This window comes from Candidatus Dedyshia acidiphila (genome assembly GCF_051025295.1).
Taxonomy (GTDB): Bacteria; Acidobacteriota; Terriglobia; order Terriglobales; family Acidobacteriaceae; genus KBS-83.
Window position 1 is genome coordinate 1 of sequence record NZ_JBMGJV010000045.1, and the last position, 20,063, is coordinate 20,063.

20 protein-coding genes are annotated in these 20,063 nt (G+C 64.7%); 9 read left to right on the plus strand and 11 right to left on the minus strand.

All coding sequences use genetic code 11. From position 1 onward, the window contains the following. Positions 1–264: 264 nt before the first annotated feature. A complete protein-coding gene (locus tag AC5IJH_RS15545; protein ID WP_491903745.1) occupies positions 265–1,320 on the minus strand; it encodes a type III polyketide synthase in 1,056 nt (351 codons plus the stop codon). Positions 1,321–1,495: 175 nt separating this feature from the next. Here AC5IJH_RS15545 and AC5IJH_RS15550 point away from each other — a divergent pair, with 175 nt between their 5' ends. Continuing rightward, complete coding sequence (locus AC5IJH_RS15550) at positions 1,496–2,176, plus strand: methyltransferase domain-containing protein (protein ID WP_491903746.1); 681 nt, start codon at positions 1,496–1,498, stop codon at positions 2,174–2,176. Positions 2,177–2,397: 221 nt separating this feature from the next. Further along, the gene (locus AC5IJH_RS15555) at positions 2,398–3,249 is read left to right on the plus strand and encodes an alpha/beta hydrolase family protein (protein WP_491903747.1); all 852 of its coding nucleotides are present in this window, start codon (positions 2,398–2,400) and stop codon (positions 3,247–3,249) included. Positions 3,250–3,283: 34 nt separating this feature from the next. On the opposite strand, the gene AC5IJH_RS15560 is transcribed toward AC5IJH_RS15555, so the two are convergent. The 3 genes from AC5IJH_RS15560 to ccsA all read right to left on the minus strand — a co-directional run bounded on the left by AC5IJH_RS15560 (position 3,284) and on the right by ccsA (position 6,858). Beyond that, positions 3,284–4,534: a YncE family protein gene (locus tag AC5IJH_RS15560; protein WP_491903748.1), complete on the minus strand. Its 1,251-nt coding sequence runs from the start codon at positions 4,532–4,534 to the stop codon at positions 3,284–3,286. After that, positions 4,452–5,525, minus strand: a complete 1,074-nt coding sequence (aroF, locus tag AC5IJH_RS15565) for a 3-deoxy-7-phosphoheptulonate synthase (RefSeq protein ID WP_491903749.1) — start codon at positions 5,523–5,525, stop codon at positions 4,452–4,454. Before aroF ends, AC5IJH_RS15560 begins: the two co-directional genes overlap by 83 nt. A gap of 601 nt (positions 5,526–6,126) precedes the next feature. Beyond that, complete coding sequence (ccsA, locus tag AC5IJH_RS15570; RefSeq protein WP_491903750.1) at positions 6,127–6,858, minus strand: cytochrome c biogenesis protein CcsA; 732 nt, start codon at positions 6,856–6,858, stop codon at positions 6,127–6,129. Positions 6,859–6,974: 116 nt separating this feature from the next. Between ccsA and AC5IJH_RS15575 the strand changes: the two genes are divergently transcribed. Both AC5IJH_RS15575 and AC5IJH_RS15580 read left to right on the plus strand, forming a co-directional pair. Next, positions 6,975–7,250: a hypothetical protein gene (locus AC5IJH_RS15575; RefSeq protein ID WP_491903751.1), complete on the plus strand. Its 276-nt coding sequence runs from the start codon at positions 6,975–6,977 to the stop codon at positions 7,248–7,250. A 58-nt stretch (positions 7,251–7,308) separates the two neighbouring features. After that, positions 7,309–8,565 (plus strand): cation:proton antiporter, encoded by a 1,257-nt coding sequence (locus AC5IJH_RS15580; RefSeq protein WP_491903752.1) that lies wholly within the window; start codon positions 7,309–7,311, stop codon positions 8,563–8,565. Positions 8,566–8,569: 4 nt separating this feature from the next. Here AC5IJH_RS15580 and AC5IJH_RS15585 read toward each other — a convergent pair whose 3' ends face one another. Genes AC5IJH_RS15585 through AC5IJH_RS15600 form a run of 4 tightly spaced genes read right to left on the minus strand, consistent with a single transcriptional unit; the run spans position 8,570 to position 10,908 of the window. Beyond that, entirely contained in the window at positions 8,570–9,241 is a 672-nt protein-coding gene (locus AC5IJH_RS15585; RefSeq protein WP_491903753.1) for a heme exporter protein CcmB, read from the minus strand. Further along, on the minus strand, positions 9,238–9,723 hold the full coding sequence (ybaK, locus tag AC5IJH_RS15590; RefSeq protein WP_491903754.1) for a Cys-tRNA(Pro) deacylase: 486 nt from the start codon (positions 9,721–9,723) through the stop codon (positions 9,238–9,240). Before ybaK ends, AC5IJH_RS15585 begins: the two co-directional genes overlap by 4 nt. Further along, on the minus strand, positions 9,720–10,367 hold the full coding sequence (locus tag AC5IJH_RS15595) for an ABC transporter ATP-binding protein (RefSeq protein WP_491903755.1): 648 nt from the start codon (positions 10,365–10,367) through the stop codon (positions 9,720–9,722). The genes ybaK and AC5IJH_RS15595 overlap by 4 nt, the downstream gene beginning before the upstream one ends. A 43-nt stretch (positions 10,368–10,410) precedes the next feature. After that, positions 10,411–10,908: a cytochrome c maturation protein CcmE gene (locus tag AC5IJH_RS15600; RefSeq protein WP_491903756.1), complete on the minus strand. Its 498-nt coding sequence runs from the start codon at positions 10,906–10,908 to the stop codon at positions 10,411–10,413. Between the two features lie 177 nt (positions 10,909–11,085). Between AC5IJH_RS15600 and thiC the strand changes: the two genes are divergently transcribed. Then, the gene (gene thiC / locus AC5IJH_RS15605; RefSeq protein ID WP_491903757.1) at positions 11,086–12,552 is read left to right on the plus strand and encodes a phosphomethylpyrimidine synthase ThiC; all 1,467 of its coding nucleotides are present in this window, start codon (positions 11,086–11,088) and stop codon (positions 12,550–12,552) included. Between the two features lie 198 nt (positions 12,553–12,750). Next, entirely contained in the window at positions 12,751–14,211 is a 1,461-nt protein-coding gene (locus AC5IJH_RS15610; protein WP_491903758.1) for an oligosaccharide flippase family protein, read from the plus strand. A gap of 7 nt (positions 14,212–14,218) precedes the next feature. Here the strand turns inward: AC5IJH_RS15610 and AC5IJH_RS15615 are convergent, their stop codons facing one another. Beyond that, complete coding sequence (locus tag AC5IJH_RS15615) at positions 14,219–16,360, minus strand: M28 family metallopeptidase (protein WP_491903759.1); 2,142 nt, start codon at positions 16,358–16,360, stop codon at positions 14,219–14,221. A 131-nt stretch (positions 16,361–16,491) separates the two neighbouring features. Between AC5IJH_RS15615 and AC5IJH_RS15620 the strand changes: the two genes are divergently transcribed. Continuing rightward, positions 16,492–17,865, plus strand: coding sequence for an MFS transporter (locus AC5IJH_RS15620; protein ID WP_491903760.1), 1,374 nt, complete (start codon positions 16,492–16,494; stop codon positions 17,863–17,865). On the opposite strand, the gene mscL is transcribed toward AC5IJH_RS15620, so the two are convergent. Then, positions 17,862–18,266, minus strand: a complete 405-nt coding sequence (gene mscL / locus AC5IJH_RS15625) for a large conductance mechanosensitive channel protein MscL (RefSeq protein WP_491903761.1) — start codon at positions 18,264–18,266, stop codon at positions 17,862–17,864. The two genes, AC5IJH_RS15620 and mscL, sit on opposite strands and share 4 nt — an antisense overlap. Before the next feature lie 152 nt (positions 18,267–18,418). Between mscL and AC5IJH_RS15630 the strand changes: the two genes are divergently transcribed. Together AC5IJH_RS15630 and AC5IJH_RS15635 are read left to right on the plus strand one after the other, a co-directional pair. Further along, positions 18,419–19,003, plus strand: coding sequence for an RBBP9/YdeN family alpha/beta hydrolase (locus AC5IJH_RS15630; RefSeq protein ID WP_491903762.1), 585 nt, complete (start codon positions 18,419–18,421; stop codon positions 19,001–19,003). Beyond that, positions 18,996–19,712: a CoA transferase subunit A gene (locus AC5IJH_RS15635; RefSeq protein ID WP_491903763.1), complete on the plus strand. Its 717-nt coding sequence runs from the start codon at positions 18,996–18,998 to the stop codon at positions 19,710–19,712. The genes AC5IJH_RS15630 and AC5IJH_RS15635 overlap by 8 nt, the downstream gene beginning before the upstream one ends. Here AC5IJH_RS15635 and AC5IJH_RS15640 read toward each other — a convergent pair. Beyond that, positions 19,705–20,022, minus strand: coding sequence for a permease (locus AC5IJH_RS15640; RefSeq protein WP_491903764.1), 318 nt, complete (start codon positions 20,020–20,022; stop codon positions 19,705–19,707). The genes AC5IJH_RS15635 and AC5IJH_RS15640 overlap by 8 nt on opposite strands. Positions 20,023–20,063 lie beyond the last annotated feature (41 nt).

Here is a 20,063-nt window from a genome sequence, read left to right on the forward strand (position 1 = left end):
TCCCGAAGGGACGCGGCATCAGCGTGATTGCGCAATTCCTCAACCTGAACAACGAGGTATTTGGTTTCTACAATGGGAGCGAGAAGTATCCGATCCAGCGTGAGTACTACGCGCCCACCTACAGCTTCGGCCTGCGCTGGACGCAGCGCGCGGAGCAGGGATCGGTCTTCCACCAGTAATCGACGTCTCTCCTCTGCAGTGAATGAAAGGGCCTGCCTCCTGGCCGGGGGCAGGCCCTCTTTTTCTTTGCGAGAGAGAAGGGAATTACCAGCGCAGCAGTACGAGCTGACCACAAAAGCCGGGTCCGAGCGCTGCCAGCACGCCCCAGGTGCCCGGGGCTGGGCGATTCTTCATGAGCACGTCTTCAAGCACCAGCAGCACGGATGCGGAGGACAGATTGCCGACCTCGCGCAGGCTGTCCCACGACGCGGCGCAGGTCTCGCGCTCCAACCCGAGTGAGCCGGCCATCGCCTCCAGCACCTTCGGCCCGCCGGTATGTAGCACCCAGCTCCCGATATCGGCACGCGAGAGCCCGTTGCGCGCCAGCAGGGCATCGACGTCGTGCGGCAGATGCTCACGAATGATGCGCGGCACCTCCGGCGACAGCACGATCCGGAAGCCCTCCTCCGAGATATCCCACCCCATCGCGTCCTCAGTATTGGGGTAGAAACTCGAAGCCGTGTCCACGATCGAGACGCCTTCCGTCTGAAGCGGCACAGCGTCGCCTGCCACCACAACCGCAGCAGCGCCGTCGCCGAACAGGCCGGAGGCGATCAGGTTCGCGATCGAGAGGTCGCCACGCTGCCAGGTGAGCGAGCAGAGCTCGACGGAGAGAAGCACGGCCACGCGGTCCGGGTAGGCACGCACATAGTCCGCAGCCTGGGCGATGCCCGAGGCGCCGGCGACGCAGCCAAGTCCGAAGATGGGCGTGCGCCGGATGTCTGAGCGCAGGCCCATCACGTTCGTGAGGTGCGCATCGAGCGACGGGCTGGCAATGCCGGTGACGGACACGGTGAGCAGTGCGGCAATCTGGTCGCGGGTCATGCCGGCGCGTTCGAGTGCGCTTGCGATGGCGGCCTCGCCCAGGCGCTCTGCATGCTCCAGCCATACCCGGTTGGCATCGCCCCAGCGTGTCAGCTCGTCATACTTATCCAGCGGCAGCACGAAGTGACGTGTGCTGACGCCAACGCGATGATGAAAGCGTGCAAGCAGTTCAGGATTGTCGAGGCGATCCTGCCAATGCCGTGCGAGTGCTGTGAAGATCTCCTGCTGGGTAAATTGATACGGCGGCAATGCGCGCGCCACACTGGCAATCTTCATAGACCTCGACGGGGAGCGGGATTGCCCAGCGGGCTCGCTGCCCACTGAGTCTGCCGCGAAAAGTTTGTCGTCTCACTGTGCCAGCTTTGTGCCGGAAGTGCCAACCGGCCGGCTGCGATCCAGTGAAACTGGAGTTCAGACGTATTCCGGCCCAATCGGTTACTGTTCGAAAGTCATGATGCAACGCTTTGTCGAAGAGGAGTGGCTGGACTTTGACCAGGGCACGACCGCGGAGATCGACGCCGCGCTTCGCTCGGTCGAGCACGTCAATCGCCGCTACGGCGGTGTACGGCTGCATGCGCGGCTGCTGCGCCGGGCGCTGCGAGACGTTTCCGGACGTCCTCACATCCTCGAAGTGGCGAGCGGACGTGGCTACGTTCTCGAGCAGGCCCTGGCCCTCGCGTCGGTGGATGCGGAGGTGACCCTGCTCGACCGCAGCGAGAAACACCTCCCGCAACAGGAGACCTGGCCCGGGCTCTCCACGGAACTGCGCCTGGTCTGCGGCGACGCGCTCGCCCTGCCGCTGCCGGACAAGAGCGTCGACGTGGTCACCTGCTGCCTCTTCCTGCATCACCTTGAGCCCCGGCAGGTGATGCGCTTGTTTGCGGAGGCCACGCGTATCGCGCGCGTCGCGTTCGTCGTCAACGACCTGGAGCGCACACGTCCGCACCTCTGGCTGGCGCGCCTGCATGCGCTGCGCGACCCAAGCCGCATCTCCACGCACGATGGCCCTGTCTCGGTGCGTCGCGCCTACACGCGGCGAGAGCTGGGCCGCATGCTCGCCAACACGGGCCTGCGCTACGAGCTGGAGCGCGCCTTCCTCTATCGGATGGGCGCCATCCTGTGGTGCCAGTAGAGCCCGCTACTGAGCACCACGTTTGCGCTGCCTTGTCTATGCCCCGTTTGGGTCATAGTGAGGTGTACCCCTAAATCCGATACTGAGCCGGCTCCATCTGCCAGTTCAGCCAGCTTTGCCCGGGTTTCATTCGCCGGCGATCGTGTGCGCTTCCTGTCTGCAGTGCCGAGCCACTTCAAGTGCGCCGTACGCTACAACCCGCACCGGCCCGGGGAGAAGCCTTGCCACACCTGTCACTTTCTTCGGGTCTCCCAGCCGTCCTGCCCAGGCGGAAGCAGCCGATTCGACTGGTCGCCGCGGCTCTGTTGCTGGTCGTCGGTCTCTCCGGAATCGCCGGCTGCGGCACCAGCAATCCCGCCTCGGTGCTCTCGGACGTTGGTGAGGGCGGCAGCCTCGCCGTCGTGCCACTTGGATACGACGCGGCTACGCCCGCGCGGTGGGTGATCTTCTTTCATGGCACCGGCGGCAGCGCCGCGGACATCCAAAAGGGCCCCTACGCGGACATCCTGCACCAGCTCATCGCTGCGCATTACGTCGTGCTGTCGATGAACTATACGGATCGGAACTGCTACGGCAACCAGCAGTGCACCACAGACGTGACCGATCTCGTCGCTCACTACCGAGGCATCCTGAACCTCGACGCCCAGCCGTTCCTGATGGCGGATTCATCGGGCGGCCTGACTGCCCTGAACGCCGTGGCTGCGGGCGCGGTGCACCCCCGGGCGATGGTCGGTTGGTGCGTCAACACCAGCCTGAGCTGGGCCTATCTGTCCGGCAACGCAGACCGGCTGATCGACAAGGCGTACGACATCTCGGACCAGCTCTCATACGCGGCCGCGACAAGCGGTCACGATCCGCTGCTCAATGCCGGGTCCGTCTTCTCCAGGGTGCCCACCGAGCTGTGGAGCAGCTATGACGACGGCGTTGTGCGACGTGCCGAGAACACGGATGCCTTCGCCGCCCTGGTGAACGCGTCCACGGGCAGCGTGGTGGTCCATACGTCGAGTGGCAATCACAACGACCAGTCCAATTTCCACGGGGATCGGGTCGTGGCGTTCTTCAACCAGCACTAGAACTAGCTGGCCGCAAGCTGAACCGGAAAAACAGCTACCGGATCGTGTAAGCCTTCACGGCGATGCTGCTGGGACTCGATCCCAGGGGCAGGAAGGTGAGCAGTGCCCGCGAGCGCGTCCGCACCACGGCCAAGTCGTTCGATTGCGAGTCGACCACGAGCAGCAGGTGTTCCGCCTGCGAAAGTACCAGCGCGTCTGGACCCTCGCCGACATGCACGCTGCCCAGAAGGCGGCCGTCGTCAATGCCGTAGAGCCCGACCATGCCGCCGCCGAAGTCCGAGACCCAGAGCATGGCATTGTCGCGCGTGACCACCCCCTGCGAGGGATGCGTGCCGATGTTGTAGGTTCCGCCGACCTCGTCGTTGCCGGTGGCGACTTCAGAGATCGAGCCACCGTCGAAGTTGGTCACGAAGACCTCGCCGCCATCCGGCTTGAGCACGCAGCGGATCGGGGTTTTGCCCACATCGAGCAGTGAGAGCACGCGATCCGGCCTCGCCTTCAAGTCGTTGCTGGCCGGGCGAGCGAGCCCGATCACCATCACCTGGTGACCGCCCGAGCAGGCGACCAGCGCCTTGGTGGCGTCGGGCAGAATGGCGATATCCGTTGCGCCCGGGCACCCCGGAAAGAAGGCGCGCACACGGCGCTGCTCTGGGTCCACGATGCTGACGCTGCCGCTCTGGCGGTTGCTGACGACCACTGCGGAGCCGTCTGGAGCCAGCCGGGCCAGTCCTGGGCCTTCGCCCACGCCGATGGTGGCTACGATGCGTCGCTCCTCCAGATCCAGCACGGAAAGCGTGTTCGCGCCCGAGTTCGCGACGTACGCCGTGCGCCCGTTTGGCGCGACGTCGATCGCGTACGGCGTGCGGCCGACCTGGATCGTACCGCTCACCTGGTTCGACAGAGCGTCGATGACGCTGACTGTGCCGCTGTCCGCGTTGACTGCGTAGGTTTCGTTTCGGACCGGGTTTGCCGTGATGCCGACAGGCCGCTTGCCGACCGCGAGCACACGGTCCTGCCGCAGGTGCACCAGGTCGAGCACGGTTACCGTGTTGCTGCCGCTGTTGGTGACGTACGCGAACTCGCGGTAGGTGTTCGGGTACTCGGGGAAATCGTGCTTGCGGCAGCCGCTCAGGGTGATGAGCAGCAGGGCAGAGACAGCAAGCGCGAGGCTTCGTGGGCCTCGCGCCAGGCGCAGCAGGTGTTCAGCGGCCGACAGGGGAGGTGGTCCCTTCGTGCGCTGCCACTTCGATCCCGCGGGGAATGCGCCGGTGGACGACCTCGGCAATCTGCGAGCACTCGGTCATGAGCTGTTCGAACTGCTCCGGGTAGAGCGATTGCGCGCCATCGGAGAGTGCGCGGTCGGGCGCGTGGTGCACCTCGACGATCAGGCCATCGCAGCCGACCGCCACTGCCGCGCGTGCCAGTGGCAGCACCTGGTCGCGCTTGCCCGTACCGTGGCTCGGGTCAACGACGATCGGCAGATGGCTGACCCGCTGCACCGCCGGAACGATGCTCAGGTCCAGCGTGTTGCGCGTGTGATCGGTGAAGGTGCGGATGCCGCGCTCGCAGAGGGCGACCTGGTAGTTGCCCTCGCTCATGATGTACTCGGCGGCCATCAGCAGCTCTTCGAGCGTGGCGGAGAGTCCGCGCTTCAGCAGCACTGGCAGCCGCGAGCGGCCGGCACGCTTCAGCAGCGAGTAGTTCTGCATGTTGCGCGCGCCGATCTGGATCATGTCGGCGTACTCCTCGACCAGCTCCATGGACTCGCTGTCGATCGCCTCGGTCACGATCCGCAGTCCGTAGCGCTCGCGGATCTCGGCCATGATCTGCAGCCCCGCTTCACCCATGCCCTGGAAAGCATACGGCGACGTGCGCGGCTTATAGGCGCCGCCGCGCAGGAACTGGGCACCGGCGTGGGCAACCTGCTCGGCCACCGCGAACGCCTGTTCCCGGCTCTCGATTGAGCAGGGGCCGGCGATGACGGCGAGATCCCGGCCACCGATCGTGGCGTTGGTGCCGGGGAAGCGGATGACCGTGTCCTCTTCCTTCACGTCACGGCTGACCAGCTTGTAGGGCTTGGAGACTTTGATGACCTCGGCGACGCCGGACATCTCGGCCAGCGCATCCTGCTCCACCGCGCCCTGGTTGCCGGTGATGCCGATGGCGGTGCGCTGCGCTCCGGGCATGGAGTGCGGGCGATAGCCGAGCGACTCGATGCGCTCACAGACCGCCTGGACCTCTTCAGCGGTGGCGTGCGGCTTCATGACGACGAGCATGGACGCGATCCTCTCTGGAAACCTTAAGTGTAACGGGGGTCATTGCCGAGCGGCAATGGAGAGGGTTTCGCCGGGTGGAGGAGCGATGGTGCGGGGTGGCAGCAAAAAGGAAGGCCACCCGCCGGTGGCCCTCTGGGAGGCTAGTCGAGATGAGGGCCTTCGGTCTTCGCCGTTCGGCCAACAGGCGCTGCTCTTGAGGGGCTGCTCCTGACAAAAGCATCATGCGGCTGGTCGCTTCGCCAGAGGTATCCCTCTTTTCGAGACAGATTCTCCCCCGAAGGTGGGATCATCTTCTGCCTACCCGGCGGGATAGAGGCAAACAGTTGCGTACGGCCGAAACCTGCGAAGGCACCAGTGCGTCTTGTGAGGCATGCGGGTCAGGATTCCCCGAGAATTCGCCCCGCCGATGAGTACCCTCCTCGGACAACGAAGCGTGCCTCGCGGTGAGACCGCTTCGTTGCTTTTTGCGTGGCCGGGAGGTGCTAGCGCAGGCGGGTGCTGGCGCGCTTCTCACGCTGCCACTTCACGGCCAGACGGCCCAGGTAGCCCAGTTGCAAGGTCCAGGTGAGCACGTAGGCGAGGATCAGGTGGCGGTGAGCCATCAGTCGTTCTCCTTCCACGGCGCGGCTTCCATGCTGGCTTCCAGCGCCATCAGCGCTTCGTCCTGCTCACGCAGTTGCCGCCGCCGCTCGATCGCGTAGCGCAGCCCCAGGATCAGCAGCCCCCATGCCAGCCACGCGGCCAGGTTCCACCAGACGGCCGGCCACATGCTCGGGTCGAGCCCGGAGTTCTGATCGCCGCCAATCACCGGCGATGGATGCTGGGTGCGCCACCAGCGGGTCGAGAAGTAAACGATTGGCACATCGGCGTAGCCGAAGATGGCGACCACCGCGGCGAGTGTCTGCATCTGCGGACCAGCCGCGAGCCGGCGCAGCAGCAGGTAGGAGCAGTAGATGAGCCACATCACCAGCGTGCTGGTGAGCCGCGCATCCCACGTCCACCAGATGCCCCACACGGGACGCGCCCAGAGCGGCCCCTGCAGCAGCACAGCCGTGCAGAAGATCACACCCACTTCGGCCGCGGACACCGCCACTGCGTCCGCGGTGAGCGCGCGCAGCGGCTGGCGATGGCGATAGACGAGATAGACGACCGACGCGACGAAGCTGATGAAGAAGAACAGAAACGTCATCATCGCGGACGGGAAGTGGTAGTAGAAGATCCGCTGGATGTTGCCCATCGTGGCCTCGGTGGGCGCCACGTACATCGCCTGGTAGAACGCCTCGGCCAGAAGCGCGAGCGTGCCGACCAGCCAGACCCATCGGAACCACTTCATCTCCGTCTCCCTGCTGTCAGCTCCAGTTTATCGCGCTCCGGCGGGGCCGGCAGCATCTATCAGGAGCAGTAGCTCGCCTCGGTTTTGACGAGAGCCGCAGTCTGGAGCGCTTGCCCATGTATGTCCGTCTGATCCTTGGCGTCGCCCTGGTGCTGATGGCCGCCCTGGGCCCCTACTTCGGTGTCCCACGCGTGGTGCCGCACCAGGGCGCTGCCCGATCGCCCGACGGTCCGCCCGACCAGCGGGCGCATGCACGCGCCGCCACCGTGCTGGTGCTGCGCGTGGGCGCTGCCGTGCTCGGAGCCATTCTGATTGTGCTCAGTTGCTCTCAGCTTCTGCAGGGTCACGGCTCACTGCGTCCCCAGGACACGCATCCTGCAGCAGCGCATTAGCCACTGTCCGCTGTAGCAAATCCAGCACTGCACGCAAATGTTGGGGCATCCTAAAAGCATGCTTGCCCTCATCAGCGTGCTGTTTGCTGTAGCCGCCCTGTTTGGGTGGTGCAGTGCACGCGTCCTGAAGCTGCCGAACACGATCGGCACCATGCTGTTGAGCGCGATCAGCTCGATCGTGCTGCTGCTGCTGGCGCGGGTGTGGCCGGCCCCGCATGACTGGGCTGTCGGCCTGCTGCACCACATCAGCTTCGAGCGACTCATCCTCCACGGCATGCTGTCACTGCTGCTGTTTGCGGGCGGCTTCCTGCTCGACCTCGATGGCCTGCGGCAGCACCGCTTCACCGTCGGCATGCTCGCGATCTTCGCCACGCTGCTGTCGATCGCCGGTGTCAGCGGCGCGACCTTCTACACAGCACGCGTATTCGGGTATCACCCGGCGCTGCTCGAGTGCATGATCTTCGGCGCGCTGATCTCGCCCACCGATCCCATCGCCGTCATCGAGATGCTGCGGCGTGTGCATGCGCCGCGATCGCTTGAGTCCGAGCTGGCCGGCGAGTCGCTGTTCAACGACGGTATCGGCGCCGTCATCTTCATTGCATTGGTGCAGGCTGCCCAAGGAGGCCACGCGCTGTCGTTGCCCAAAGTCATGGGCTCGATGCTGCTCACCTCCGGAGGCGGCATCCTGCTGGGCATCGCGCTCGCGATCCCGGTCGCTTACCTGATGCGCACCGTGCAAAGCGAGCCGATCGATCTGCTGCTCAGCCTCGGGCTGGCGCTGGGTGGGTATGCGCTGGCCGACCATCTTGGCATCTCGGCGCCGCTTGAGGCCGTCACTGCCGCACTGGTGCTCCGCATCTTCATCGAAGGCGTGCCGCTCGAGCGCGTCGCGCACAAGGACCTTCACCACTTCTGGACCAATCTCGATCACATCCAGAATGCGATTCTGTTTGTCCTGCTTGGCTGCGGATTTCTGGTGGTGTCGTTCCAGCGCCAGAGTGTGCTGTTCGGCTTGAGCGAGATCGTGCTGGTCAACGTTGCGCGCGCGGTCGCGGTGGGGCTGGTGCTGCTGGTGTTGCGCTGGCTCCGGCCGCAGCAGACGAACTCGCTGACCCTGCTGACCTGGGGCGGGCTGCGCGGCGGCCTCTGCATTGCGCTCGCGCTCTCCGTGCCGCCGAACGTGGGCCAGGGCTGGATCCTGACTGCGACCTACGTCATCGTCGTCTTCTCGGTGCTGGTGCAGGGGACAACCATCCGCTACTGGCTTAACCGCAGCCGTCGTAAGGCAGCGAGCGAAGTGGCTGTGTCGGCCTGAGCCCTTACTCCGCGTACAGCACAGTCTCGAACAGCAAGAGGCTGAGCACGGTAAAGATCACGTCATAGCCGGCCAGCAGCCTGATCCAGAGCCCGGGGTCGCTCTCGCCTGTCAGCACATCGGAGGCAGCGAGCACCAGCGCGAGAAGTGCCGGCAGAAAGATCGGAAACAGCAGCAATGGCAGCAGCAGTTCGCGCGAGCGCGTGCGCAGCGAAAGCGCCGCGTAGAAGACGCCATTCGCGATGAGCGCCCAGGTGCCCAGCGGCAGGATGACGAGGAAGAGCCACGCATTGCCGAGCGGGTGCAGGTTGTAGAAGATCGCGAACACTGGCGCGAGGATCACTTCTACTGCGACCACATAGAGGAAGTTAGCCAGCACCTTCGCCAGGTAGAGCGCGCTCGGCGGCGATGGCGCCATGCGCTGGGCATCGAGCACCGCGTTGCGCAGCTCGCGCGCCCACGCCTGGTTCAGTGCCTGCACCGCGGCAAACAGCACCGCCACACACAGCACCCCTCCGGCGATCTGTCGCGAACTCTCGCGTGTTGGGTCGAACGCCAGCGAGAAGAGCACGACGACGAGCAGCGCGTAGAAGAGCATCGATTGCAGCGCGTCCTTCGAACGCCACTCGATGCGCAGGTCCTTCGCGAGATGTGCCCGCAATGCGGCGAGCGTCACGCGCGCTCTCCGCTGCTTTTGGTGAGGTCTGCGATTTGCGCCCCTGTCGCGCGCAGATAGTCCGCTGGTGCGAGCACGATCTGTAGTCCGCGCTGACCTGCAGACACAGAGATCCTGTCGAAGAGTTCGATGGTCTCATCCGCGAAGGCTGGGTAAGGCTTCTTCGCGCCGAGCACCGTGACACCGCCGCGGATGTACCCGGTCAGCGGCTGGACTTCCTTGAGCGGCGCCATCTCTGCCTTGCGCGTACCCGCAGCGCGCGCCAGTTTCTTGAAGTCCAGCTCTGCATCGCCCGGCACCACAGCGAAGACGTAGCTGTCCGTGCCCACGGCGCAGAGCAGCGTTTTGAAGACCTGCTCTGGTGGCATGCCGATCTTCGCGGCGACCGTGGTCGCACGCAGATCGTCAGGGGCGACCTCGTACTCCTGGAGCGTATAGGCGATGCCGAGACCATCGAGAATGCGCGCCGCGTTGGTCTTCATGCGGCTCCCGCACGGGGGAGGGAAACGAGGCTGCCGTGCTCGAGTGTGAGGGTGACATCGGCGAGCGGCTCGGCCAGTTCGCGCTGATGCGTGGTCAGCACGATGGTGCGGCCCTGGTTGCGCAGATTGGCCAACAGGTCCTGCATGCGCAGTGCGCTGGTGCGATCCACATTCGAGAACGGCTCATCGAGCAGAACCAGGTCAGGCTGCGAGAGCAGTACGCGAGCGAGCGAAGTGCGCTGCCGCATGCCCTGCGAGTACTGCGCGACCGGACGCGTGAGCGCCGGATCGAGGCCAACCATCAGCAGTGCCGCATCGATGCTGAGGCAGCGAGCGCCTTCCATCAGCGCTGCCGTGTAGGCGAGATTCTCGCGTGCGGTCAACTCGTCATAGAGCATGGACGCATGGCTCATGTAGCCAATGCGCCCGCGCACCGCAACAGGCTCTTCACCCAGCACGCGCACCGTGCCGAGCGTAGGCCGCAACAGGCCGGCGAGCACGCGCAGCAGCGTCGATTTGCCCGCGCCGTTCTCCCCCAGCAGAACGTAACTGCGGCTGTTTTCGAGATCGAGAGTGACGTGACGCAGCGCCGCGAAGCTGCCGTACAGCTTTGAGACATCGCGCAGTGTGGCCAGCGGCGGCATCGAGTGCTCGCAGTATAGCGAGCGCGCACCAGGCCGCTCCGAGCTAGTTGACGACAGGTGCTTCGGGACGGTTGCGCAGGCTCGCTGTCTTGTCCGACGCAGCAGGAGCAGCACCGGGGGCGCCGGGCCTCTGCGCGGGCGCGTACTTCGAGGCGCACTTGGCCTGCAGCTCCGCAGCATGGAAGACGCCGTCATGTCCGAAGGTGCCGATGGCGAGTGCCTGCGCGTTGTCCTTGAAGGTGTCCGGGGGCGGCTCGACGCCAGCGTATTGCACCGGCAGGCGCCGTCCCTGTTCGAGCAGCACGAAGCGCGCATGCGTGCCATCGCGCTCGATCGAACCGGGCTCCACGTTGCCCGCCACACGCAGGTGCCGCGTGTAGGCCTTGTTGCCCATGCCCTGTAGCTCACTGATGGTGACGTAGTAGCTCTTATTCGCCTGGATGCCGCTGACGGCGAGCCATGCGATCACACCCAGCACGACGAGCACGGCGAGGCCGATGCGAAGAGAGGCGGAGCGTGTTGCCGGTGCGCTGCTGGCCATAGGGATCTCTTTCAGGTTAGGTCGCCCCCGGGGCAGCGTCAAGCAGCCTCCCGGGCACTCTCGTGGCAACGTGCGTCGCACGCAAAACGCGCCTTGTCTGCGCCGCTATAATCAGGCCAACGCCTCACGTGCCGTGTGTTCGTCGCGAGGTGAAGTGGAACCTGGGGAGATTGCGAGATGAGTCAACACGGAGTCCCGGATACCTACGCCACGGAGATCCTGAAGCCGCGCGCAGAGTGGATTGAGAAGCGCCGCGCCGAGGTGGAGCGCACCGGCGACCGCAATGTCTCGCAGATGCACTACGCTCGCCTGGGCCGCATCACCGAGGAGATGGAGTACGTCGCGAAGCGCGAGAAGCTTCCGGCTGAGCTGATCCGCACGGAGATCGCGGCGGGCCGACTGATCATCCCCGCGAACATCAACCATCCTGAGCTTGAGCCGATGGCGATCGGCGTGGCATCGCGGTGCAAGATCAACGCCAACATCGGCAACTCCGCCGTGACCTCGAACATTCAGGAAGAGCTGGCGAAGCTGCACACCGCCGTCAGCTTCGGCGCGGATACGGTGATGGACCTCTCGACCGGCGGCAACATTCCGGAGATTCGCGAGGCCATCCTGCGCCACTCGCCGGTGCCGATCGGCACGGTGCCCCTTTACGAAGCACTGAACCGCGTCAAGAAGCTCGAAGACCTGAACATCGATGTGTATCTCGAAGTGATCGAGGAGCAGGCAGAGCAGGGCGTCGACTACTTCACCGTGCATGCCGGCGTGCTGATCCAGTACGTGCCCATGGTGGCCAAGCGCATCACCGGCATCGTCAGCCGCGGCGGCGCCATTCTCGCCCAGTGGATGACGCATCACCATCGGCAGAACTTCCTCTACGAGCACTTCGACCGCATCGTGAAGGTGCTGGCGAAGCACGATGTCAGCTTCTCGCTCGGCGATGGTCTGCGTCCCGGCTGCATCGCGGATGCGAGCGACGAGGCGCAGTTCGCCGAGTTGAAGACGCTTGGCGAGCTGACCAGCAAGGCGTGGCAGAGCGATGTCCAGGTGATGATCGAGGGGCCTGGACACGTGCCGCTCGACAAGATCAAGGAGCAGGTCGACAAGGAAGTCGAGTACTGCTTTGCGGCGCCCTTCTACACACTGGGCCCGCTGGTGACCGACATCGCGCCGGGCTACGACCACATCACGAGCGCGATCGGCGCCGCGATGATCGGCTGGTACGGCGCTTCGATGCTGTGCTACGTCACGCCCAAGGAGCACCTCGGCCTGCCGAACGAGAAGGACGTGAAGGACGGCATGATCGCGTACAGGATCGCCGCGCACGCCGCCGACGTGGCCCGCCATCGGCCCGGCGCGCGTGATCGCGACGACGCCATCAGCTACGCGCGCTACACCTTCGACTGGGAGAAGCAGTTCGCGCTCTCACTCGATCCGGAGACAGCGCGCTCCATGCACGATGAGACGCTGCCCGACGACTACTACAAGGAGGCCGCATTCTGCTCGATGTGCGGACCGAAGTTCTGCTCCATGAACTGGTCGAGCAAAGTGGATGCCTTCAACCGCGACGTGCATGGTCTTGAGAAGAAGGACCTGACGGAGCTGGTGACGCTGCAGTCGCAACTCGTCACCAGAAATTAATTGAACTCGCATCCGAGACTGCGAACGCCACGCATCCGTGCTGGTGTAAACGACAGTCATCTCGCGTGCAGCAGGCCGGGAGGCCGTTCCGGCCGCAGCTCCCTATAATCAAAGTATTGGGACGATGGTGGTACCGTCGTCTCGAGACACGCGGCACAATTCGCGTTCTGCATCAGAACTGAACGAGAGGGCAGCAGCGTGCCGGGAGAGTTCACAACAGAGCTGGAGGGAAGGTCTGAGCCGCTTCTGGGGCCCGACCTGGGCAGCCCTGAGGCGCAGGATAGCGCCGCCGCGGCAGCACATTCCGACCACCAGCGCCGCAAGCTCGAACTCAAAGCGATCAACGGCTCGGTCTTCGTCGGCATCACCACGGCGGGCAGCATCCTGCTGCGCCTTGCCAACAGCCTGATCTTTGCGCGGCTGTTTACCCCGGAGTACTTCGGCCTGCTCGCGCTAGTCACCAGCATCCTGGTCGGCCTCTATCTGTTCTCGCACCTCGGGCTGCAGGAAAACGTCATTCAGAACCCGCGCGGCGACGACCCCGCATTCCTGAATACCGCCTGGACGATCGAGTACATTCGCGGCTTCGGCATCTTCTTCTTCTGTCTCCTGCTGGCCTGGCCCGCCTCCCGCTTCTACCATGAGCCCCGCATCTTCCCGGTGCTGATCCTGATCGGGTTCGCGGCAGTCATCGGCGCTCATTCCTCGCCGGTTCTGCTGCGGATGGCGCGCCACCTTGAGGTGCGGGAACTGACGCTGCTTGAACTGTTCACGCAGTTCGTCATCTTTCTCGCGACCGTCAGCTGGGCCCTCATCAGCCCCACCATCTGGGCTCTGGTCGGTGGCCGTCTCATCGGCGAAGTCGTCCGCTGTGCCTGCACCTACTGGTTCAAGCCGCACCTGCGCCCTCACTTCCAGTGGGATAAGGAGTCGATCCGCGCCATCGTTGGCTTCGGCAAGTGGATCCTGCTTGGCACCGCGATCACCTTTCTCGCCTCGCAGTCCGACCGCCTCATCCTCGGCAAGCTCATCTCGCTTACGCTGCTCGGCCTGTACGGCGTGGCGTATGGCATGTCCGAGCTGCCGCGTCAGGTGATCATGCAGTTCTGCAGCAAGGTCGGCTTTCCATTCCTGGCCAAGTTCCAGGAGCTGCCCCGTCCGGAGTTTCGCCGCATGTATCTCAAATATCGCGGCATGGTTCTGGCAGGCGGTGCCGTGCTGCTCGCGGTGGATGTCTGCATCGCGGACATCTTCATCCGCCACGTCTACCCGGTCCGTTATCACGGCGCCTGCTGGATGATCGGCATCCTCGGCGTCGGGCTGTGGCACACCCTGCTTTACAGCACTATCAGCCCCGCCATCTTTGCGCTGCACCGCTCGCACTACAACGCCTTTGCCCAGGCGGTGTACTGCACGACGCTGTTTCTCACGCTGCCGTGGGGCTTCCACCACTACGGCATGCTGGGCGCCGTAATCGCTGCCGCCGCTGCCGATCTGCCCATGTACTTCTGCTTCCAGTACGCCGCCATTCGCGAGGGCATCAACACCATGTGGCAGGATGCCCTCCTGACCGGCGTCTTTGTCGCGGCACTGTTCGCAGCGCTCTTCGTGCGCCACTCGCTCGGCCTCAGCTCACCTTTTCCATCGCACCTGATGTAGCCGCCGGCTACTGCCCGGCCGCCTGCTTCAGATCGCTGCTCGCCCGCTCAATCGCCGCCGTCAGCGCATCGAGTCCGCGCTGCGCACGCTCGCGATCCTTCGCATCGATCGCCTCGTTCACCCCGGGAATAACAACCGCCGCATAGCCCGTGTACTCGCCGGGCGCGTACACGGTGTGGCGGAACCACGCGCGGCCCGGAAGGCCTTGCGGGTCCAGCAGATCATCTTCCACCTTGCGCAGCGTCGCATTCAGCGTCGTCGCGTCGCCGGTTGCGGACTTCTGACGCTGCATCGCCGCTTCGGCCTGCGTCCGCATGCCAGCCGCAGCCGCGTCGGCCTTTGCGAAGTTCAGCGCCAGCCCTGCCTTCTTCGCGCTGGCATTGGCCTCCTTCAGATAGCCGGCAATCTCCTGCGCGTACGTGACGTAGTCATACGGCAAGACATCGGTATCGGCCATGTGCAGTGCTTCGAGCCCGAAGATGCGCGCCTGCTGCTGCTCATAGACAAAGGTCGGATCCGCAAAATGTGTGAACCACGCGTAGTTGTCGTAGACCGAGTGGTACACGCCGTACTTGCCACGCGAACCGATGTCCGTCGACGGCACGCCGGCATGCTGCAGGAACGGCGTAAAGTCCGACCCCGAGCCCAGATCGCCGACATGCGCCTGCATCGTGGTCGTGCTGGCCTGGCTGCGCTCTTCATCGGTCGAAGCCGAAGAGCCGGCGCGCGCGACCTCCTCCCGCCAATGATCCAGCACAGAGCCGCCCTGCGGACTCGCCACCTCGGCTGCGACTTCGCGTACATACTGCTTCAGCGAAGGAACGGCGGATGCCTCAAACTCCGGCCCGGAGACACCAACGTCCGTGTTGAAGTAGGCGACGGCGCGCGAGAGCTGCCGCGCGTGATCTTCGACCCACTCGGTGGAGCCGATCAGGCCCTCTTCTTCCGCGTCCCAGCTGCAGACGTAGATCGTGCGCTTGGGCTTCCATCCATCCTTCAGCAGGGCACCGAAGCCGTGCACTGCTTCGAGCATCGCAGCGGTGCCACTGTTCGGGTCGACCGCGCCGTACACCCACGCATCGCGATGGTTGCCGGTCACGACCCAGTCCTGATCGTCCTCACCCGCGATGCGCCCGATCACATCCCAGATGGTGGTCTGCGTGTAGTTCATCGTCTGCTTCAGGTGCACGCGCACGCTGCCCTGGCCGCCGAAGTGGTAAGCAAACGGAAGCGCACCCTGCCAGCCACGCGGAACGGACGGACCGGCCAGGTGATCGAGAATTGGCTCCGCGTCTTTATAGGACAGCGGCAGTGACGGGATCGACGGCATGCTCTCGATCTTCTGCACCGGCACGCGCTGGGCGTCCAGCAGCTCCGGCGTGGAAGCGACGCCCGGCGTGGTCGCATCGCCCGGGTACTTGAACATGTACTGCACAGAGCCGCGCTGCACGCCTGTGTCCGGACGGTAGGGCCCCTTCGGGTACACGTCCCCCTGGAAGTAGCCGTCATCGTACGGGTCGGAGTAGATCAGGACTCCGGCCGCGCCGTGCTGCTGCGCGATGTAGACCTTGACCCCACGAAAGTTGCCGCCATAGCGCACCAGGACGATCTTCCCGTGCAGGTCGATGTGCGCGTCGGCGAGCTTTTGGAAATCCTCGGGCCGGCCATAGTTCGCATACACCACGTCGCCAGTGACATCGCCCGAGGGTGAGGAGCCGTTGAAGGCGGGCAGCACGCGCGGGTCGTCCTGGAACGGATCGGAGCTGACGTGCTCCTTCGAGGGCCCCGTCATCAGGACGCGCCCGCTGCTGTCCCTGGCCTCCACCATCACGGAGACCGGCAGGTTGAGCCACGCCTTATACGGCACAATCTTGGTTTCGAGTCCCGCAGCCTTGAATTTGTCGGCGACGTACACCGCTGTGTCGTAGTCCTCCTTCGATCCGGCGACGTGCGGTGCAGCCGTGAGCTTCTTCAGCTCTTCACCCGCGAGCGCCGCATTCGGCACAGCGAGGAAGCGCCGGTCGAGCTCAGCCTGCTTGCTGAAATCCTTGTAGCCGAACAGTGTGTTCGGAATCGCAGGTGCCTGGGCGGCGGCGGAGAGGGAAGAGAGCAGTGCAAGCGTAGCGAGGACGGGCAGGGGCAGGCGCAAGAAGGAGGGCTCCGGGCTGGGGTCAGACACTGATGATGAAAAGAGTACCGCAGCTTTTCCGCACCGGCTCGGCTCCGCCCGGCGACTTACACTGAAGAGACGCGACGGCGGCACGGGTCGGAAAGGGAGTTGTGCAGCAGGTGGGCGAGCGGTCAACAGAGCTGGAGCTGCCTGCGGAGGAGCACGTTCCGGAGCAGCGGCTGCCGGCAGCGGTCAGCCCACGCGGCTTCCCTGACGCCGTTCTCATCCCGGCCGACATGGCCGATGTGCTCTCGCACGAGGCGTCGCCGCCTACCGAGTGGCCCCGCGTCATCCGTTCGCTGCGGAACGAAGACTTCCGCTACTTCTGGTGCGGCAACTTTCTATCGAACGTCGGCACCTGGATGCAGAACATCGCCCTCAGCTGGCTGGTGCTGCAGCTCACCAACTCGTCATTCTGGTTGGGCGTTGTGGGCTTCGTCGCGGCGATCCCGTATCTCATCTTCACCCTGTTCGGCGGCGTGATTGCGGATCGTGTCAACAAGCGCAACCTGCTCGTCGCAACGCAGACCGCGATGGCTCTGCTGGCCTTTGCCATGGCTGCGCTCGCGTATGCGAAGGTCATCACCATCCAGCAGGTGGCGGCGCTCTCGTTCCTGAATGGCCTCGCCATGGCCCTCAACGCGCCGAGCTACCAGGCAATGGTGCCGCGCATCGTGCGCCGCAGCGATCTGCCAAACGCGATCGCATTGAACTCGATCCAGTTCAACCTGTCGCGCGTGCTGGGGCCCACGCTGGGCGGCTATGCGATGGCATGGATGGGCGTCGCCGGCAACTTCTTCCTGAATGGCTTCAGCTTTCTCGCCGTACTGTTTGGCTTGCTGCGCATGCGCTATCCGGCGGAGAAGCTGGCGCCCCGCACCGGCGTGTGGCAGAGCCTGGCTGCCGGCTTCCGCTATGTGCGGCGCAGCCGCGAGATGTTCGCGCTGGTGTTGCTGGTGGCGAGCGCGAGCTTCCTGCTCTTCCCGTTCCTCACGTTTGTGCCGTACTTCGTCAAGAACACATTGCACTCCGGCGAGCGGGGGCTCGGCTTCATGATGGCCTGCTCCGGCATCGGCGCGTTCACTGCGGCGGCCATCATCGCGCTGCGGGGCCATATGCGAAAGCGCGGGCCGATCATCGTCGGCTCTGGCGCGTTTGTCATGGTGGCGGCGATTGTCTTCTGCTACTCGCACAGCTTCGCTCTCTCCGCTGCCATGTCCTGGTGCGAAGGCTTCGGGCTGACCATGACGTCATCGTTGATGAACGTCGCGTTGCAGCAGCTCACCTCGGACGAGATGCGTGGCCGCGTGATGAGCATCTACGCGACCAGCTTCCTCGGCCTGCCGCCGCTCGGCTGTCTGTTGGCGGGCGAACTCTCCCGCCACATGGAGACGAGCCACGCCATCGCTGCCATGTCCGCGGCGGCGCTGCTCTGTTTCATGCTCTTCTACGCCGGGTCGCCGGCGCTGCGCCACCTCGACTAGGCCACCAGCTGTGTGCAGTGGCTGCAGCGCTTCGCGGCGAGCGGGATGTCGCTTAGGCACTCCGGGCACGGCTTGAATGCGACCGGAACCTCTGGCAGCGGCTTCTTGAAGCGGTTCATCAGCGCGTTCACCGGCAGCACGAAGAAGAAGTACACGGACGCGGCAATCAGCAGAAACGAAATGATCGCGTTCAGGAAATCGCCGTACTTGATCTTGCCCCCGTTTACGTCGAGCACCAGGGCAGAGAAGTCCGGCTTATGGACGACGGCGGCAATCGCCGGGTTGATGATGTCGGCCACCAGCGCGTTGACGATGGCCCCGAAGGCAGCGCCGATGATGACGGCGACAGCAAGGTCCATCACGTTGCCGCGCAGGACGAAATCTCGAAAACCCTTGAACATGGCAGGTCGGCTCCAGTGCATTGTTATGGGTTGCAGCGACATGCTACCCCACGTGTGGCACATGCCCTGAGCTTTAACTTCCATTCGTTTTGCATAAGCCAGCGATCACGAGAAGCGTTGGCGCGCGCCGCGCAAGTGCAGTATGCTCGTGCGTGCCTTCTCCCGCGCCACGTCCGCACTTCCTGATCCAGCCCGGCTGGCAGAACTCTGGTCCTGCGCACTGGCAGAGCCTGTGGCAGGATCGGCTGGGCCGCGCGGCGACTCGCGTCGAGCAGCAGGACTGGATGATTCCGCAGCGCGAGGCCTGGGTGCCTACCTTGGTAGGCGCGATCGAGGCGCATACGCCGGCAGTCGTGCTGGCGCACAGCATCGGATCCATCGCCGCCGTGTTCGCGATGCGTCAGGCGAGCGTGGCTGCGGCTGTGCTGGTCGCTCCCGCCGATGCGGAGCGCGAAGGCGCACCCGAGGCGCTGCTGTCCTTCACGCCCATTCCTCTCGAGCCTCTCTCCGCACCGACACTCGTGATCGTCAGCGACAACGATCCCTACTGCAGCCTGGAGCGCTCGCGCGAGTTCGCGACCGCATGGCGTGCTGACTTAGAAGTGATCGCTGGTGGAGGACACATCAACGCCGAGGCAGGCTTCGGCGTATGGCCGGAGGGCTGGCACATGATCGGCGAGTGGCTCGGCCACCATGGGCTCGCGTGGCCGCAAGCAGGGGAGGAGCAGCATGCATAAGCTCGTGTCCGGTGCGGATGAAGCAGTGCGCGACATCCCCGATGGCGCAACCCTGATGCTGGGCGGCTTTGGACTCTGCGGCATCCCGGAGATGCTCATTGCCGCGCTGGTGCGCAAAGGCGTAAAAGGGCTGCACACGATCAGCAACAACATGGGCGTCGACGGCTTCGGCATGGGGCTCATGCTCGAAGCAGGAATCATTGCATCGCACATCGGCAGCTACGTGGGCGAGAACAAGCTACTGGAGCAGAAGGTCATTCGCGGCGAACTCGACCTGACGTTGGTGCCGCAGGGCACGCTGGCCGAACGGATACGCGCGGGGGGCGCGGGCATCCCGGCCTTCTACACGCCGACCGGGCTCGGCACGCTCGTCGCCGAGGGTAAGGATGTGCGCGAGTTCGACGGGCGGCAGTACGTGATGGAACGCTGGCTGCGTGCAGACTTTGCGCTCGTGAAAGCCTGGAAGGGCGACCACGCCGGCAATCTGATCTATCGCAAGACGGCGCGCAACTTCAACCCGATGATGGCCACAGCGGCCAGGGTGACCATCGCCGAGGTCGAAGAGTTGGTGCCGGCCGGCACACTCGATCCGGACGCGATCGTGACGCCGGGCATTTATGTGCAGCGAATCTTCGCGGGCGATCGCTACGAGAAGCGGATCGAGCGACGGACCGTCCGGGCCGCATCTGACGCAGCAGCGGCTACTTGATCCAGTCGCCCCACGGGTAGAGCAGCAGGAACAGAATCATCGCAATCGCCATCACGTCCATGTAGAGCAGCACGACGACGGCGCCGTGATAAAAGCTCCACTGGCGGCGCAGGCAGCGAATCGTATCCCAGGTGCCGATCAGCGCAACGAAGGTCGGGATAAGCAGCTTCAGCGAGGGCGGATCGTCTGGCCAGTGGGCGAGCAGGAACGCGGCAAGCAGACTGCCCAGCACGAGCACTGTTCCACGCAGGAGCGAGCGCTGGCGAGGGTCGAGAGATCGGGGCATCATTGCGGCAGACACAGCTTCCATTAGCGTATCGAATCTGCCGGGCCATTGCAGACGCGGCGCAA

What these genes read in the sequence shown, in the direction of transcription:
- AC5IJH_RS15545 (WP_491903745.1), bottom strand. Translation starts at nt 1,320, where the DNA reads ATGAAGATTGCCAGTGTGGCGCGCGCATTGCCGCCGTATCAATTTACC.
- AC5IJH_RS15550 (WP_491903746.1), top strand. Translation starts at nt 1,496, where the DNA reads ATGATGCAACGCTTTGTCGAAGAGGAGTGGCTGGACTTTGACCAGGGC.
- aroF (WP_491903749.1), bottom strand. Translation starts at nt 5,525, where the DNA reads ATGCTCGTCGTCATGAAGCCGCACGCCACCGCTGAAGAGGTCCAGGCG.
- ccsA (WP_491903750.1), bottom strand. Translation starts at nt 6,858, where the DNA reads ATGAAGTGGTTCCGATGGGTCTGGCTGGTCGGCACGCTCGCGCTTCTG.
- AC5IJH_RS15575 (WP_491903751.1), top strand. Translation starts at nt 6,975, where the DNA reads ATGTATGTCCGTCTGATCCTTGGCGTCGCCCTGGTGCTGATGGCCGCC.
- AC5IJH_RS15580 (WP_491903752.1), top strand. Translation starts at nt 7,309, where the DNA reads ATGCTTGCCCTCATCAGCGTGCTGTTTGCTGTAGCCGCCCTGTTTGGG.
- ybaK (WP_491903754.1), bottom strand. Translation starts at nt 9,723, where the DNA reads ATGAAGACCAACGCGGCGCGCATTCTCGATGGTCTCGGCATCGCCTAT.
- AC5IJH_RS15595 (WP_491903755.1), bottom strand. Translation starts at nt 10,367, where the DNA reads ATGCCGCCGCTGGCCACACTGCGCGATGTCTCAAAGCTGTACGGCAGC.
- AC5IJH_RS15600 (WP_491903756.1), bottom strand. Translation starts at nt 10,908, where the DNA reads ATGGCCAGCAGCGCACCGGCAACACGCTCCGCCTCTCTTCGCATCGGC.
- thiC (WP_491903757.1), top strand. Translation starts at nt 11,086, where the DNA reads ATGAGTCAACACGGAGTCCCGGATACCTACGCCACGGAGATCCTGAAG.
- mscL (WP_491903761.1), bottom strand. Translation starts at nt 18,266, where the DNA reads ATGTTCAAGGGTTTTCGAGATTTCGTCCTGCGCGGCAACGTGATGGAC.
- AC5IJH_RS15635 (WP_491903763.1), top strand. Translation starts at nt 18,996, where the DNA reads ATGCATAAGCTCGTGTCCGGTGCGGATGAAGCAGTGCGCGACATCCCC.
- AC5IJH_RS15640 (WP_491903764.1), bottom strand. Translation starts at nt 20,022, where the DNA reads ATGGAAGCTGTGTCTGCCGCAATGATGCCCCGATCTCTCGACCCTCGC.